Here is a 15,755-nt window from a genome sequence, read left to right as displayed (position 1 = left end):
GGGAACCATGACACTGACCGGGGCCATCGGCCGTCTCGAGCCGGCTCCCTCCCAGCTTCCCGGCATCAGAGCAGGCTTGGAACGGCTCACCGCGAACCCCGGTGGCGCCCTGGTCCCCGTGAGCCGCCCCTACCCGGCCGGATGTCTCGACGGGCGCCCCTTCGAGATCCCCGATATGCCCGCCGCCGCGCGTGTGCCCGACGGCGGGCCCACGCCGAGGGTGGCGGGGGGAACGCTCACGACGTGGGTGGTCGATGTCCTGCTCACCGGCGTGTTCCGCCCTGTCGCGGTCCCCGGCCGCGGCACCGGGGCGCGGCGGCGGGGAGAGCGCCCGGAGGGGCCGCCGCCGGTCCGGGCGACGGGGGCGGACCCGGCGGGTCTGGGCGAGGAGATCGCGACCTGGGCGCCCGCATGGCTCTCGCTGACGTGCGCGTCCCTGAGAGCCGCGGACCTGCCGGTCTCGGCCCACGGGGACGACCATGCGGCGCCCGGCAACAGCGGATGCGGGGCTGTGGACTCCGTCGCCACCATCCTCGGGCTGCTCGGCCAGCGGCCGCCCGGCGTCGTCGCGCTCATGGAGTCGTGGGGCATCGACGTCGCGGACGTGCCCGAGGCCGTCCTGCGCCGATGCGGGGCCCTTGCCCTGACGATGCCCGGCGGGGACGACATCGCGGGCGTCATCTCGGGATACGCGGACTCTCCGATGCCGATCATGCACGGGCCCCACCGGGAGGTCGCCGTGGTCGCGAACACGGTCCCGGGCACCACGATCGACGCCGCGGCGGTCGGCGCGGCCCTCGACGCGGCCGGGGTCGGCACGGGAGCCACCGATGCGGAGCCCCCAGAGGAGGCTTGCGCCTGGCAGGTCTTCGCGGTCGACACCTGGTCCTTCGGCTCGATCGCCGACTTCTACCGGGACCAGGCTGCCGACGGCGGGCGCGCACCGGCCTCGCACGACCAGATCGTCGCCACGGCGGCGGCGTTCAACGCCGCGGCCCTGCTCACGTTGTGCGCGGCGGACATGCCGGTCGCGGTCCTGCGCACCCGCTAGGCGCGCCTCCCGAGGCACCCGGTCAGAAGGTGCGGGCGAAGGCCACGAGGCGCCGCATCGCATCGTCGAGGATGTCCTCGGCGTGCTCGGGGTCGTGGTCCATCCCCTCCGCGGAGATGTCCGTGACGTCGGTGATCCCGAGGAACTGGAGCAGACTGCGCACGTAGACGGACGCCGGATCCCGGTGGGCGAAGACGCCGCCGCTGGTCTGGATGTGGAGCGCCTTCTTGTCGTGGACCAGTCCCTCGGACGCGCCGGTGTCGGTGTAGCGGAAAGACGTGCCGGCCACGCAGGTGGTGTCCAGCCACGCCTTGAGCCGGGTGGGGACCTGGAGGTTCCACAGCGGATTCGCGATGACGAGCTTGTCCGCGGCCATGAACTGGTCGGTGTAGTTGTTGAACAGGGTGATCTTCGCCTGCTCGTTGAGGTTGAGATGGACGAAGGGCGTGCCCGCGCTCAGCTCCCGCCAGCCGTTGAGCAGATCGAGATCGATCTCGGGGACCGCCACGTTGTACAGGCGCAGGTCGGAGATCTCGTCGTCCGGATTCGCGGCGCGGTACGCCCGCACGAACCCGTCCGCGAGCCGCATCGTCCTCGACGCCTGCGCATTCAGCGGGTGAGCCCGCACCACCAGTACCCGTGCCACTTCAGCTCCCTTGTGCCGTGTCCGCGTCCGAGGGCGCGACACGCGTGCTCGTGGCCCTCGGGAGCGGGGGAGGCCCTCACGTGAGCCCGCGCTCGACGTCGCCCGCGTGGGTGGCCCCCGCCACTCCCTCGAGACTACCGGGAAGATGCCTCCGTGTGGCGGGACGTTCCGGCCACCCCGGCGCCCGCCCCGGCCGTCTCGCGGTCCCCGGCGCCGTTGGCGGCGCGGACACGCTGATAGGCGGGCAGCTCGACGTAGAGCTCATCGGTCAGCGGATTGCGCCGGCGCCTGGCCACCGTGAGGACCTGGAAGACCAGCACCGCGACGTTGGCGGCGAGGGACACCGCGGACACCGTGAGGAGAGCGGCGGGCCTGTGCGAGGCCGCCACCGAGAACGGCGAGTCGGTGACGAAGGTGGGGACGGCCATCGTGAACATCATCCACAGCGCGAGGGTGTGCGCGCGGTGCTGGAGCCAGGCTCCCCTCTTGATGAGGAAGGCGGCGATCGTGCAGGACAGCAGCAGGGCGGCGCCCGCGTAGAAGGAGTGGTCGCCGACGCAGTTGTAGACGTAGGCGAAGTTCCACAGGTCGTAGGCGATGATCCAGAACCACAGCATGTCGGGCCAGACCATGTCCCGCGTCTTGTCCCTCGACACGAAGATGCCGAACCATCCGCAGATGGTGACGAGGTTGATCAGCCCGGCCACGCCGTTCATCCAGTTCCAGGGTCCCGAGACCATGACGACGCCGTCGACGACGCCGCCGTCGGCGCCCATCGCGCCCACCTGGAAGTCGCGGAGGCAGGCCTCGACGATGTTGATCGCCAGGATCGCCGGCGGGAAGCACAGCGCCCACCTGTTCGCGGCGATGCGGGGGATATAGCGGATCAGCATGAAGCCCAGGCACCCGGCCAGGGCCGAGTACACCTTCACCCAATGGAACCAGGTGCCGGTGGAGGACCCGGCCCCCGCCGTCGCCGGCCACACGAAGACCGTCAGGAGTACCGGCAGGACCACGAAGATGGCGACGCCCGCCTGCTTCCAGCGGCGCGTCACCTCGTTGAGGCCGATGAGGGCCGCGAGGACGGCGAACCACGCCAACCACGCGTGCCACGGGATCGAGTCGAACAGGAACATGGCGAGGTGCCTCCTTCAGCCGGCGCCCGCGTCGGCGTCGCGGCGAGTCGGTCGATGTCAATGGGACGCCGGGCGACCGGGAGAGGGCCCCCCGCGCGGAGTCACGCTAAGCGGGGGAGTCGTCGGCGGTCACTGGACACTTCGGTGCACCTGTCGAAAACCCGGCACCGACGCTGGGCGTCCGGGACAATGGGAGCAGCGCCAGTGGGACCTCGGTCCCAGTTCCCGCCCACCGCGACCGAAGAAACCCGATGCCCGCGCCCGACCAGACCGTGCCCCCCACCCGAGAGCGCCTGCGCGCCGCTCTGACCAGTCAGCTGCGCGGCACGCCGTTGTCCCGGATCACGGTGTCCGGACTGGCGGAGGAGGCCGGCATCACCCGCCAGGCGTTCTACTACCATTTCGCCGACGTCCGCGACCTGGCAGCGTGGGTCTTCCGCACCGACGTGGCCAACGGGATCCTCGCCCACGCCTCCTACGGCCAGTGGGCGGACGGCCTGCTCGAGCTCCTCGTCTACGTCCGGGACCACGCCGCGGAGGCGGACGCCGTGGTCCGCTCGCTCAGCCACCGGGAGCTCGAGTCCTTCTTCTTCCACGCCCTGCGCCCGATGATGGACGCCATCGTCGGCGAGCTCGAGGAGGGCCTCCGGGTCGACGGCGAGGACCGCTCGTTCATCATCGACCACTACACGCTGAGCGTACTCGGTCACTTCATGCACTGGCTGGCCACCGGCATGCGCGACGACCCGGCTGCGCTGGTCGACCGGATGGAGACGCTCATGCGCGGATCCGTGCGCGCCTCGCTCGAGCGCTTCGACCGTCGTCGCGGCACGCCGGCGCCGCCCTCGTCGACGCAGAGCTGAGGGGCCCGGCCCGTCGCCAGCCGGATCGGCGGCGAGCAGGCCCCGCGGGGCCGACAATGGGCGGGTGGCCCTCCCGTCCCAGCACCCGCTCCCATCCGGCGCGCCCGCCCTCTCCGAGGACTGGGAGGGCGCCGCGGCGGTCGCGCTGGGCCGGCACGCGCTGGCGCTCGTCGCCCAGGACCTGCGCGCCCGCGGGATCACCCGGATCGCCGTCCCCGACTACCACTGCGTCACGATGACCCTGCCCTTCCAGCTGGAGGGCCTCCACATCGCGCACGTGGCCGTGGGGGAGGACCTCATGGCCGATCCCGCGGCGCTCGAGCGCGCGATCCTGGGGGACGGGCCGACGTGCCGGGGCCGACCGGCGTGCCGAGATCGCTCCGGCGGCGCGGCTCCGGCCTCCTGGGCGGTCCTCCACTGCGAGCTGTTCGGCGCGACGCCGTCCCCTGGGCTGTCCCGCGCCCTGGGCGGCCTCCGGGAGGCCGGAGCGGTCCTGGTCCTCGACGACACGCACCGGTGGCCCCTGCCCGCCCTCGTCGACGCCGACTACCTGGCCGTGTCGGCGCGCAAGCTGACCGGGCTCTCCGACGGGGCCCTCGCCCGCGGTGGCGCCATCGGGGAGCCCGGCGGCCCCCGGCCGCTCCCGCGCGGGGGGATCGACCGCGCCGCGACCGCCGCCTGGCTCGCCGGAGACCGTGACCGCGCCGAAGACCTCATGGACCTCCAGCTCTCCCCCGCCGCGATGTCGTCGCAGGCCCGCGCCGCCCTGTCCGGGCTGGACCTGCCCGCCCTGACGGCGGCGCGCAGGTCGGAGGCCGCCCGCCTCCATGACGCGCTGGAGGACCGCGGGATCGCGCCCCTCTCGCCGCGAGACGGGCACTTCTGCGTCGCCTTCCGCGACCCGGCGGGGCCCGTCCATGCCCGGAGGCTGGTCCGGGACCTGGCTCTGGCCGGAGTCGACGGTCCCGTGTGGTGGCCGCGCCCGGCGGGGTGGTCTCGCGACTGGCCCGAGGACGTCGTCACCCTTCCTCTCGCCGACGACGAGGGCGGCGCCGGCCGCCGAACGGGGACGGCGGCGCGCGTCCTGCCCCTGCTTGACTCCCTGCTACGCTGACCGCATGTCGTACACCTGTTCGATCGACCAGGCGCGCGGACTGGCCCTCGCCGGCGCCGGGCTGGCGGCTTCCCGGCCTCCTCGGGCCCGCAGCCATGCCGAGGCCCGTCGCCGGGCGCTCGCCGCCGTCGAGAGCCTGGGCTATGTGCAGATCGACTCCGTCAACGTGATGGCGCGGGCCCAGGACATGGTGCTCTTCTCGCGGATCGGTGCGGTGCCTCGGGACATCCTCACGACGCCCACGCCCCCGGGCGGCGACCTCGTCGAGCACTGGGCGCATGAGGCCAGCGTCCTCACCCCCGCGATCGCCCGCCTAACCTGCGTCTTCCCACGTTCAGGACTGTGGGGCTCGCGGGTCCGGTACCGCGAGCATGCCGACTGGGAGGCCTGTCGCAGCCGTGTCCTGAGACTTCTGTCCGACCAGCCGGCGACCGCCCTGACGGTCGCCGATCAGATCGCGCCGGGGGATCGAGAGGGGCGGCGCCTGGCCGAGTCCTGCGTGCGGGACGCCTTCGCCAGTGGCGAGCTGGTGGGGATCGGACGCACCCGGACCTTTCAACGGCTCCTCGCCCGCCCGGAGCTGCTGTGGCCCGATCTCTGGGACCGGGACGCCGCCCCCGGACCCGCCGACGCGGCCCGGGAGCTCACCCGCATCGCCTTGCGGGGGCTCGGCATCGCGCGGACCTCGACCGTCGCCGACTGGTTCCGCCTGCCCGCCTCCGTCGTCCAGGAGGCGCTCGCGAGTTTGGAGGCCCAGGGACTGGCCCGCCGCGTCGAGGTCGCGGGGACATCCTCCCGGCCCGACGACCCCTGGTGGGTGCCCGTCCCCTCTGCCCTGGACGAGGGCGCCCAGCCTCCGCGCCCGCGAGCGCCCGCCACGGCCGCCGGTCTCCTCGCTGAGGACTCCCCCTGGCGCGGCCGGACCCGGCTGCTGTCGCCCTTCGACCCGCTGGTCGCGCACCGCCCCCGGCTGTTCGACCTGTTCGGCGTCCACTACCGGATCGGGATCTACACGCCCGCTCCGAAGCGCACGTACGGCTACTACGACCTGCTGGTCCTGCGCGGGGCGGACATCGTCGGCAGGATCGACCTGCGGGCGGATCGGGCCGCGGGCGTCCTGCGCGTCATGGGTTTCTGGCTGGAGCCCGGCCCCGACCGCTCGCCCGTCGGCCAGGCGCGTGCCCTGCGCGGCGAGCTCGCCCGTGTGGCACGGTGGCAGGGGCTCTCGGACATCGCCGTGGGCGACGCCGCCCGCGGCAACGGCGCCGCGGCTCTCGCCCGGGTGCTGTGACCCGGGCGCGTCCCCGCAACGGCTGCTCATCTAGACTCGCCGCGTGAACGGTGATGGACCCGCCCCTCGACTCCCGCGGGGGGCACCTGCCCCCGGGGACTCGGTGCGCGTGGACACCTGGCTGTGGGCGACGCGCCAGACGAGATCGCGTTCGCAGGCCACGGCGGCCGCGCGCGCCGGCCACGTCAGGGTCAACGGCGCCACCGCCAAGGCCAGCCAGCAGGTGCGCATCGGGGACGAGGTGCGCCTGCGCGTCGAGGGGTTCGACCGCGTTCTAGAGGTCGCGGGGCTGGTGATCAAGCGTGTCGGGGCGCTGCAGGCGCGGCTGTGCGCCGTCGATCGCACACCGCCGCGCCCGAGGCTAGGGGGAGCCGCGCCCATCCGCGACCGCGGAGCCGGCCGCCCCTCGAAACGGGAGCGCCGCGAACTCGACCGCCTGCGCGGACGCGACTCGCACGAGCACTCCTGACGTCGCCCGCCCGAGCCTGCGCGCCCTCTCCGCATGGCCGGACCCAGGACCCGTTCCAGCAGCCGGACTCCCCGTGCCGGTCAGCTGGGCCGTCCCCGCCCAGGAGGAAGGCGGGCGAACGTCAGGAACCGATCAGTCCTCCTTCTCCTGCGCGTCCCCGGACGCCGCGAGCTTCGACTCCACGGCGTCGAGCCAGCGGAGCTCAGCGCGCAGTTGGAAGATTTGGCGGTCCACGACCAGGTTGTAGGGGTCGCCGTTCTCCTCGGCGGCGTCCTTGGCGTGGACGTACTCACGCAGCGCCTTCGAGGTGGCCTTGCGCTGACGCTGGATCATGCCGGGCACGTCGGCATCGGGGTTGTCCACGGCGACAGCCAGCTTGATGACCAGTTCGTCGCGGTCGGCGGTGTCGCGGGCGACCGGCTTCGCCAGCCAGGCGTCCAGTGCGGACTGCCCGACCTCGGTGAGCGTGAAGACCTCCGACTCCCGACCTCCGTGGGTCTCCCTGTGGGAGTCGACGAAACCGTCGCGCTCCAGGCGCTGCATGGTCTGGTAGACCTGACCGATGTTGAGCGTCCAGGTGCCTCCGACGTGTTCCTCAAATGTCTGCTTGAGGCGGTAGACGCCTTCGGGTTTCGTGGCGATGAGCGCCAGCATGGCATTTCGAACGGACATGGGACCTCCGAGAAATGAATGGGTGGTGCGGACTGGGTAACCCGTTGTCGGGTGTACTCATCGTAGGCGGAATGGATTACCGAGAAGGCCGGAACACGCTGTGAACGCGCTGTGAACGCGCGAAGGGTGCGCGACCATCGTCGGGAACGATTCCCTGGACCCCCGTCCGCGCCGCGGGCCTGCCCCGCGTCGGTCGCGGGGGGCGTCTTCCGCGACGGCCCTGTGGCGGCAGATGCCCCTGACCCGTCCTACCATGTCACTGGCCTCACGGGAGGACGTCGGGCCGGAGACGGAGATCATCTCCGCATGGCGGGCCATGCGGAGGCGGCTGCGGCCCGGTTGACAGGCATGCGACCCCTCCCTACCATACTGAAGGTACCTTCAAAAAACGAAGCGACTCGCACGCGCGGAGGAGTCCGCCATGAATGGACGCACATGCTCGCCAAACTGACTTGGGAATACCTGCGGACCCGCCTCTGGGAGGTCCTCGCCGTCGTCGTCCTGCAGACGATGGCCGCCATCGCCTCCCTCAACCTCCCCGACCTCAACGCCCGGATCATCGACGAGGGCGTCGCGCTGGGCGACACGGACCACATCTGGCGGCTCGGAGCCGTCATGCTCGCCGTCACGCTCGGGCAGTCCGTCGCCACCGCCGTCGCCGTGTTCCTCGGTTCCCGCATGGCGATGGGCCTGGGCGCCTGGCTGCGCCATCGCGTCTTCACCCACACCCAGGACTTCTCCGCCCAGGACGTCCACGAGTTCGGCGCCCCCTCGCTGGTCACGCGCGCGACCAATGACGTCCAGCAGATCCAGATGGTCGTCCTCATGACCTTCCTCATCATGATCCAGGCGCCCATCATGGGCGTCGGCGGCGTGGTGATGGCCCTGCGTCAGGACTCGCACCTGTCCCTGCTGCTCGTCGTCGTGGTCCCCGTCCTGGCGCTGGTCGTCGGCCTGATCATGGGCCGCCTGGCCCCTCTCTTCCAGGTCCAGCAGACCCGCATCGACGCGATGAACACGGTGCTGCGCGAGGAGCTGTCCGGCATCCGCGTCATCCGGGCCTTCGTGCGCCAGCCGCTGATCCGCGCCCGCTACCGCGACGCGAACGACCAGCTGCGCCAGGTCGCGCTGCGGATCGGCACGTTGTTCGCCCTGATCTTCCCCGCGGTGACCGTCATCATCTCGCTGTCCAACATCGGGGTCCTGTGGTACGGCGGGCACTCCATCGAGAACGGGGAGTCGCAGATCGGCGCCCTGTTCGCATTCATCAACTACCTCGGGCTGATCTTCATGGCCGTCATGATGGCCGCGATGATGTTCATCATGGTGCCCCGCGCCAATGTCTCGGCGATTCGCATCGCCGCTGTCCTCGACCACGACGTCTCCGTGAGAGGCCCCGGGAGGCCCGCGCCCGCTCCCGAGGGCCGCTGGACCTTCGCCCTCCGCGACGTCTCGCTGCGCTACCCCGGCGCCGAGGACCCAGTCCTCGACGGCGTCTCGCTCGAGTTCGCTCCGGGCACCACCACCGGCGTCATCGGCTCGACGGGCTCGGGGAAGACGACCCTGGTCAACCTCATCCCGCGGCTCATGGATCCCACCGGCGGCTCGGTGACCGCCAACGGCGTGCCGACGACCGAGTTGGACCCCGCCGAGCTGCGGCGGCACATCGCGATGGTCCCCCAACGCGCCTACCTGTTCTCGGGCACCATCGCCTCGACCGTGTCCGGAGTGCCGGACCCGGACCAGGCCCAGCGCGAGCGCGTCATCCGGGCCCTGGAGGGCGCCCAGGCCATGGAATTCGTCTCGGATCTCAACCAGGGCATCGACGCCTCCGTGGAGGCGGGGGGCACGAACTTCTCCGGCGGGCAGCGCCAGCGGCTCACGATCGCCCGGGCCCTGTACCGATCAGCTGACCTGTTCGTCTTCGACGACTCCTTCTCGGCCCTGGACTACTCCACGGATGCGCGCCTGCGCATCGCTCTCCCGGCCTACACCGAGGGCGCCGCCACACTGATCGTCGCCCAGCGCGTCGCGACGATCCGCCACGCCGACTGCATCGTCGTCCTGGACGACGGGCGCATCGTCGGGCGCGGGACCCACGCCGAACTGATGGGGAGCTGTCCGACGTATCGCGAGATCGTCGCGTCGCAGATGAGCGAGGAGGAGGCCGCATGAGCGCCGCCCACGGGAGCCCGAGCCGCGGTGTCGCCCCCGGCGCGCGGTCCAAGGACTTCGGAGGTTCCTTCAGGCGATTGATCGGCGAGCTCCGCATGGATCTCCCGCGCATCCTCCTGGCCCTCCTCGCCACCGCCGTCGCGGTGGTCCTCTCGGTCGCCGCCCCGAAACTCCTCGGGAACGGCACGAACCTCATCTTCGAGGGCGTCATCGGCCGCATGATCGCCCAGGCCCCCTCCAAGGAGGCAGCTGTCGCGGCCCTCGAACAGCAGGGCAACGGGAAGCTCGCCACGATGCTGGCGTCGATGGACGTCACGCCCGGCCAGGGCATCGACTTCTCAGCGCTCGGCCGCGTCCTGATCGAGGTCGGCGCCATCTACATCGCGGCCGCCGTCCTCCAGTTCATCGCCGGGCTGCTGCTGCGCCACGTCATCCAGGCCACGGGCTGGCGGATGCGCGACCGCATCCAGCGCAAGATCGAGGACCTGCCGTTGTCCTACCTGGACCAGAACAGCCGGGGCGACCTGATGTCGCGCGTGTCCAACGACGTCGACAACGTCACCCAGGTGATGAACCAGACGCTCAACCAGTTCTTCCAGTCGGTGCTCACCCTGGTCGGGATCCTCGTCATGATGCTCACGCTGTCCTGGCAGCTCACGCTCCTGGCGATGGTCGTCATCCCCCTGGGCGCGTGGGCCGCGATCGTCCTGATGAGACGCGCCCAGCCTCAATTCCGGGAGCAGTGGCACGCGACCGGCGAGGTCTCTGGCCTCGTCGAGGAGGCCATGACCGGACACGAGGTCGTCGCGCTCTACGGCCTGGAGGAGCGCTTCACCGACGCGTTCAACCAGTCCAACACCGCGCTGTACACCTCGTCCTTCAAGGCCCAGACCCTGTCCAACATGACCCAGCCCGTCATGTCCTTCATCTCGAACCTGTCCTACGTGATCGTCGCCGTCGGCGGCGGCCTCAAGGTGGTCAGCGGGCAGATGACGCTCGGCGACGTCCAGGCCTTCATCCAGTACTCCCGGAACTTCACCCAGCCGCTGGGGCAGCTCGCCTCGATGGCGAACTCGCTGCAGTCCGGCGTCGCCTCGGCCGAGCGCATCTTCGAGTTCCTCGACGCCCCGGAGATGGAACCCGACCGCGGCGCCTCCTCCTTCACCGAGGCGTGGCGCAACGCCCATCCCGGCGCCGACTTCGACGGGCAGGCGGAGGCAGGCCGCATCGTCTTCGACCACGTGAGGTTCGGGTACGTTCCGGGCACGCCCGTCATCAAGGACCTCTCGCTGAACGTCGAGCCCGGCCAGATGGTCGCGATCATCGGCCCCACGGGCGCCGGCAAGACGACCCTGGTCAACCTGCTCATGCGCTTCTACGAACTCGACTCCGGGTCGATCTCGATCGACGGGGTCGACATCCGCGATCTCCAGAAGGACGCGCTTCGCCGGCACATGGGCATGGTCCTCCAGGACACCTGGCTGTTCGAGGGGACGATCGGCGACAACATCGCCTTCGGGCGCGAGAGCGCCACCGAGGAGGACGTCATCCGTGCCGCCACGGAGACCGGCGCCCACCGCCTGATCCGCCAGCTGCCGGAGGGCTACCGCACCCAGGTCAGTGACGACGGCGAGACGGTCTCCGCCGGCGAGCGCCAGCTGCTGACCATCGCGCGCGCCTTCATCGCGCAGCCCGACCTGCTCATCCTCGACGAGGCGACGTCCTCGGTGGACACGCGCACGGAGGTGCTGGTCCAGCGGGCCATGGATCAGCTCCGCCAGGGCCGCACGGCCTTCGTCATCGCGCACCGTCTGTCCACCATCCGCGACGCGGACCTCATCCTGGTCATGGAGGACGGCGACGTCGTCGAGAAGGGCCGCCACGACGATCTCCTGGCATCCGGCGGGGCGTACGCCCGCCTCTACCGGGCCCAGTTCGCGGGCCCCGCGGTGGAGGATCCCCCGGACGGCGCGAGCGGCGACTGAGCCCGGAGCTCTCGGCGATCTGGTTCGTCGACCGGGCCGTCTCCAGGATCTCCGCGCGGCGGCCGCAGGGCCTCGGGGAACCGGCTCCCGCGCGCCCGCGGGGAGCCCGGGCGGCGCCGACCTCGTCCCCGGGATCTAGGCTGGACGAACGTCACACGGAAAGGACCATGGCCATGGCACCTGCGAGCACTCCACATCCCGCGCCCGACATCCCGACGCTGACACTGGCGACCGGGGCCGCCATCCCCCAGCTGGGTTTCGGCACCTACAAGGTCACCGAGAAGGTCGTCGAGGTCGTCTCCTCCGCCCTCGCGCTGGGCTACCGCCACATCGACACCGCGCAGATGTACCACAACGAGGCCGAGGTCGGGCAGGCCTGGGCCGGATCCGGAATCGCGCGGGAGGACCTCTTCCTCACCTCGAAGCTCGACAACCCGAACCACGAGCCCTCGGCCGCCCGGCGGAGCTTCGCCCAGACGCTGCTCGACCTGCGCACCGACTACGTCGACCTCTTCCTCATCCACTGGCCCCTGCCCATGCACTACGGCGGCGACTTCGTCACCACCTGGAAGGTGCTCGAGGAGTTCCTCGCAGACGGCCGCGCGCGGGCGATCGGCGTCTCGAACTTCGAGCCCCATCATCTCCGGAGGGTCCTCGACCACGCCGACATCACGCCGATGGTCAACCAGGTCGAGGCCCATCCGTACCTGCCCAACCGCGCGGTGCACGACTTCGACGCGGAGCACGGGATCCTCACGGAGGCGTGGTCCCCGCTCGCCCGCGGGCGCGCCGCCTCGGATCCTGTGCTGGCCGAGATCGGGGAGGCCCATGGCGCGACCGCCAGCCAGGTCGCTCTGCGGTGGGCGCTGCAGCGCGGGGACATCGTCTTCCCGAAGTCGGTCACTCCCGCGCGCCAGGCGGAGAATCTGCAGGTCTTCTCCTTCGAGCTGTCCGCGGATGAGGTCCAGCGCATCGACGCCCTCAACGAGGGCGAGAAGGGGCGCACGGGCACCCACCCCGACCTGATGGATCGCCTGTGATCCGCCCCGCTCACGGGGCCGGGGCCGGCCGATGAGGACCGCGGGACGCCTTCTCGCGGCGGCGCTGGCCCTTGCGGCCGTGCTGGCGGGCGCCGACCGGTTGGTCGCCCACGAGCTCGAGGCCGGAATCGCCCGAGGCCTCGCCTCGACGCGCGGGGTGATCTCGGGCGAGGCGGCGGGACTCGGGGATGTGGAGGTCGCCGTCGAGGGCTTCCCGGTCCTCACCCAGCTGGCGGGCGGCAGCCTGGAGGAGCTGGACGTCGGCATTCCCGCGTACGCGGTGACGTCGGGCGATGTCGCCGTGACCCTCCATGACGTCACCGCCGAACTCGGGGACGTCTCGACCGGCCTCCCCCGCGTCGCCGGGTCCGTTCGCGCCTCCGGCGTGCTCACCGAGGAGGAACTGGCCGCCGCCGCGACAAGGGCCGGACTGCCCGGAACGGTCTCGATCACCCCCGATGGGATCTCCCTCTCGGGCGAGGCGCTCGGCATGGGCGCGTCCGCCTCGCTCGCCCTGTCCATTGGCGAGGGCGGGCGCGGGCTGCTCCTCACCCCCGTCTCCGTCCGACTCGACGACCGCGAGCTTCCGACGGGCGCCGCAGGCGCTGATGCGCTGCCCGCCGTGACGATCCCTCTCGACGCGCTGCCGGCGGGCGTGGTCCTGCAGAAGGTCACTCCCTCGCAGGGGCGGTTGTCGGTCACCCTGACGGGCGCCGACGTCGGTCTCTGAATCTGCGCGGAGAATGGCGCCCGGTGCGAGGTTCGGCGCCCTCTGGACGGCTCCGAAGGCCGATCTGAACGCCGAACCTCGCGCCGGGCGCCCCGCCGGCATTCCGCAACCGCACCGGGAGCCAGCGGCCAGCGCTCGGGTCGCGGATGGGCGGAGGGGCGGGACCCTCGGGTCCCGCCCCCCATCCTCTTGAGTTCCGACGCCGCGCGGATCCGGCCGAGGCCGCTCCCGCCACGGCGAACAGGCTCCGTCAGACGCTGGCCGCGGCGGCGGCGCCTTCGATGGCGTGATCGCCGGACTGGACGTTGACCGTGATCTTGCGCGGCTTGGCGGCCTCAGCGACCGGGATGGTCAGCGTGAGCACGCCGTCCGTGTAGGCGGCGCTGATGTTGTCCAGGGCCACGCCCCCGCCCAGGGTCAGCTGGCGGGCGAACGTCCCCACCGGACGCTCATGGGTCAGCCACTGCAGGCTGTCGCCCGACTCGCCCTTCCGCTCGGCGCTGATCCTCAGCGTCCGGCCCTCGACATCGATGTCGATCGTCGAGGGGTCGATGCCCGGCAGATCCACCTTGGCGATGTAGTTGTCACCGTCGCGGTACAGGTCCAGGGGCAGCCCGGGGACGGCGGGCACCTGACGCAGGGTCGAGTTGAAGATGCGATCGAGCTCAGTGAACGGATCGTAGAGAGCCATCTGAATCCTCCTCCGAGGTCTGGGCCCGGACGGTCCGGGCCGGTTCGGATCCCCCTTTTGGGGTCTCTTTCGCGAACACCCTCAGTGTGGCCCCCCGCCCTCCGAGCCGCAAGCAAAGTTGAGCCGCGTTCACTCAAGGCTGAAACTTGAGCGCCATCGACTCAATGTTGATCGGAATGTCGGGTCCCCCACGTGCGGTGAGACGGGGCAGCACACGGACGCCCTGCCGGGGTAGGTTGCATGGCATGTCCGGAATGAAAGATCTCGATCGGGCACTTGCCTCCCTGGATGCGACCCAGCAGGGAATGTACGTGTTCGCCACTGTCTCCGAGATTCCCGAGGGGCTCACCCCCTTCGCCACCATCGCCGAGGATGAGGGCATCACCGTCGTCGTCGCCGAGGACCAGGCCCGCGACGCGGGCCTGCCCCTGGACGAGCGTTTCGCCCGCATCACCCTGGGCGTCCACTCCGCCCTGGACTCCATCGGCCTGACTGCGACGATCGCGCAGACGCTGGCGAGCCGCTCGATCTCATGCAACGTGATCGCCGGGTACTTCCACGATCACCTCTTCGTCCAGGCCGAGCGCGTCACCGAGGCCACCGAGGCGCTGGCCGAGCTCACCCGGCAGGCCAAGGGCTGGCTGCCCCGGCAGTGAGCCGGGGCCCCGGAACTCCGGGCCACGGGACCGCCGCGGGATCAGCGCCTGGTGGCGCGCAGGTACTGCCGGGGGGCGTCCGGCGTCGCGCGCAGACGCGCGGCCCAGGCCATCGGCGCCATCGGGTCGCTGAGCAAGACACGCCCGATCTCGATGACGTCCGCGTCGCCGCCCACCAGGATCTGCTCCGCCTGCTCGGGGGCGACGATCAGCCCACAGGCCGACACCGGGATCCGCGGTTCTCCGGCGGGGACGCCCTCGTTCATGCCCAGCGCGCGGCGCACGCCCGCCGCGGCGAAGACCTGGTAGCCCACGCCGCCGCCGACGGCGGCATCGGGGACGTTCCCGCCGGTGGAGACGTTGAGCATCGACGCCCCGTCCCGGGCGAGCAGCGGGGCCAGGCGCTCCGTGTCGGCCAGGGTCCACCCGGGCCGCCCGTCGGAGGGGTACTCCTGCGTCCAGTCGGTGGCGGAGATCCGCACGAGGACGGGGGCGTCCCCGATCCGGGCGCGCACCGCGCGCACGACCTCGCGGACGAACCGCGTGCGGCCCTCGAAGTCGCCGCCCCAGCGGTCGGTTCTCCGGTTCGAGGCCGGTGAGAGGAACTGGTGGATGAGGTACCCGTGGGCGGCGTGGATCTGGACGCCGTCGAAGCCCGCCTCGATGGCGCGGCCCGCGGCGTCGGCGAAGGCCCCGACCAGACCGAGGATCTCCTCCTCCATGAGCTCGCGAGGCGTCGGGGAGCCCGCGTCGAAGGGGATCGGCGAGGGCGCCACGACCTGCCAGCCGCCCTCTTCCGGTGCCGCCGCGCCGGTGAGCCAGCCGGCGCGCGAGCTGCCCTTGCGTCCGGCGTGGTTGAGCTGGATGAAGGCTGCCGCCCCTCCCGCGTGGATGCGCTCAGCGACAGCCGAGAAAGAGGGGATCTGGGCGTCGTCGTGCAGGGACAGGCAGTTCACCGAGATGCGGCCCTCCGGGACCACGCCCGTCGCCTCCACGATGACGGCGCCCACGCCCCCGATCGCTCGGGCCCCGTAGTGGACCTGGTGCCAGGGGGTCGGCCGGCCGAGCTCCTCACCCAGGGGAGCGGCGGAGTACATGCACATGGGCGGCATCCACAAGCGGTTGCGGGCAGTGAGACCGGCGATGGAGACGGGTGTGAACAGCTGCGCGTGAGGCATGCCTCCAGACTATCGCCGCCGGGCCGGTGGATGGGGCTCCCCCCCCCCCCCGACCCGG

The 15,755-nt window shown here is 71.5% G+C and carries 15 protein-coding genes; 10 read left to right on the top strand and 5 right to left on the bottom strand.

Annotated elements, in window-relative coordinates:
- Positions 1-7: 7 nt before the first annotated feature.
- Complete coding sequence (locus ACFQWG_RS00505; protein WP_380971163.1) at positions 8-1,051, top strand: hypothetical protein; 1,044 nt, start codon at positions 8-10, stop codon at positions 1,049-1,051.
- 22 nt (positions 1,052-1,073) lie between these two features.
- Here the strand turns inward: ACFQWG_RS00505 and ACFQWG_RS00500 are convergent, their stop codons facing one another.
- Both ACFQWG_RS00500 and ACFQWG_RS00495 read right to left on the bottom strand, forming a co-directional pair.
- The gene (locus ACFQWG_RS00500) at positions 1,074-1,697 is read right to left on the bottom strand and encodes an FMN-dependent NADH-azoreductase (protein WP_291497801.1); all 624 of its coding nucleotides are present in this window, start codon (positions 1,695-1,697) and stop codon (positions 1,074-1,076) included.
- 134 nt (positions 1,698-1,831) lie between these two features.
- Entirely contained in the window at positions 1,832-2,833 is a 1,002-nt protein-coding gene (locus ACFQWG_RS00495; protein ID WP_380971161.1) for a DUF5692 family protein, read from the bottom strand.
- Between the two features lie 251 nt (positions 2,834-3,084).
- Here ACFQWG_RS00495 and ACFQWG_RS00490 point away from each other — a divergent pair, with 251 nt between their 5' ends.
- From ACFQWG_RS00490 to ACFQWG_RS00475, 4 genes are all read left to right on the top strand, one after another.
- Positions 3,085-3,696 (top strand): TetR-like C-terminal domain-containing protein, encoded by a 612-nt coding sequence (locus ACFQWG_RS00490; RefSeq protein ID WP_380971159.1) that lies wholly within the window; start codon positions 3,085-3,087, stop codon positions 3,694-3,696.
- Between the two features lie 64 nt (positions 3,697-3,760).
- Positions 3,761-4,810 carry a hypothetical protein gene (locus ACFQWG_RS00485; protein ID WP_380971157.1) on the top strand — a complete coding sequence of 350 codons (1,050 nt, stop codon included), beginning with the start codon at positions 3,761-3,763 and terminating at the stop codon, positions 4,808-4,810.
- Positions 4,811-4,814: 4 nt separating this feature from the next.
- Positions 4,815-6,101, top strand: coding sequence for a DNA glycosylase AlkZ-like family protein (locus ACFQWG_RS00480; RefSeq protein ID WP_380971155.1), 1,287 nt, complete (start codon positions 4,815-4,817; stop codon positions 6,099-6,101).
- A gap of 43 nt (positions 6,102-6,144) precedes the next feature.
- A complete protein-coding gene (locus ACFQWG_RS00475) occupies positions 6,145-6,570 on the top strand; it encodes an RNA-binding S4 domain-containing protein (RefSeq protein ID WP_380971153.1) in 426 nt (141 codons plus the stop codon).
- A gap of 132 nt (positions 6,571-6,702) precedes the next feature.
- Here the strand turns inward: ACFQWG_RS00475 and ACFQWG_RS00470 are convergent, their stop codons facing one another.
- A complete protein-coding gene (locus ACFQWG_RS00470) occupies positions 6,703-7,242 on the bottom strand; it encodes a PadR family transcriptional regulator (RefSeq protein ID WP_380971151.1) in 540 nt (179 codons plus the stop codon).
- Positions 7,243-7,677: 435 nt separating this feature from the next.
- Here ACFQWG_RS00470 and ACFQWG_RS00465 point away from each other — a divergent pair, with 435 nt between their 5' ends.
- From ACFQWG_RS00465 to ACFQWG_RS00450, 4 genes are all read left to right on the top strand, one after another.
- Positions 7,678-9,417 carry an ABC transporter ATP-binding protein gene (locus tag ACFQWG_RS00465; protein WP_380971149.1) on the top strand — a complete coding sequence of 580 codons (1,740 nt, stop codon included), beginning with the start codon at positions 7,678-7,680 and terminating at the stop codon, positions 9,415-9,417.
- The gene (locus ACFQWG_RS00460) at positions 9,414-11,402 is read left to right on the top strand and encodes an ABC transporter ATP-binding protein (protein WP_380971147.1); all 1,989 of its coding nucleotides are present in this window, start codon (positions 9,414-9,416) and stop codon (positions 11,400-11,402) included. Before ACFQWG_RS00465 ends, ACFQWG_RS00460 begins: the two co-directional genes overlap by 4 nt.
- A 173-nt stretch (positions 11,403-11,575) precedes the next feature.
- A complete protein-coding gene (locus ACFQWG_RS00455) occupies positions 11,576-12,442 on the top strand; it encodes an aldo/keto reductase (protein WP_380971145.1) in 867 nt (288 codons plus the stop codon).
- Between the two features lie 31 nt (positions 12,443-12,473).
- Positions 12,474-13,172, top strand: a complete 699-nt coding sequence (locus ACFQWG_RS00450; protein ID WP_380971143.1) for an LmeA family phospholipid-binding protein — start codon at positions 12,474-12,476, stop codon at positions 13,170-13,172.
- Between the two features lie 250 nt (positions 13,173-13,422).
- Here ACFQWG_RS00450 and ACFQWG_RS00445 read toward each other — a convergent pair whose 3' ends face one another.
- Positions 13,423-13,863 (bottom strand): Hsp20/alpha crystallin family protein, encoded by a 441-nt coding sequence (locus ACFQWG_RS00445; RefSeq protein WP_380971141.1) that lies wholly within the window; start codon positions 13,861-13,863, stop codon positions 13,423-13,425.
- Positions 13,864-14,108: 245 nt separating this feature from the next.
- Here ACFQWG_RS00445 and ACFQWG_RS00440 point away from each other — a divergent pair, with 245 nt between their 5' ends.
- Positions 14,109-14,519 carry an ACT domain-containing protein gene (locus ACFQWG_RS00440; RefSeq protein ID WP_291497779.1) on the top strand — a complete coding sequence of 137 codons (411 nt, stop codon included), beginning with the start codon at positions 14,109-14,111 and terminating at the stop codon, positions 14,517-14,519.
- A 41-nt stretch (positions 14,520-14,560) separates the two neighbouring features.
- Here the strand turns inward: ACFQWG_RS00440 and ACFQWG_RS00435 are convergent, their stop codons facing one another.
- The gene (locus ACFQWG_RS00435; RefSeq protein WP_380971139.1) at positions 14,561-15,697 is read right to left on the bottom strand and encodes an NADH:flavin oxidoreductase/NADH oxidase; all 1,137 of its coding nucleotides are present in this window, start codon (positions 15,695-15,697) and stop codon (positions 14,561-14,563) included.
- Positions 15,698-15,755 lie beyond the last annotated feature (58 nt).

Origin of the sequence: Schaalia naturae, from assembly GCF_042665795.1 — a bacterium.
Taxonomy (GTDB): Bacteria; Actinomycetota; Actinomycetes; order Actinomycetales; family Actinomycetaceae; genus Pauljensenia; species Pauljensenia naturae.
The sequence above is the reverse complement of the archived record's forward strand: the minus strand, read 5'-3'. Positions and strand labels throughout refer to the sequence as shown.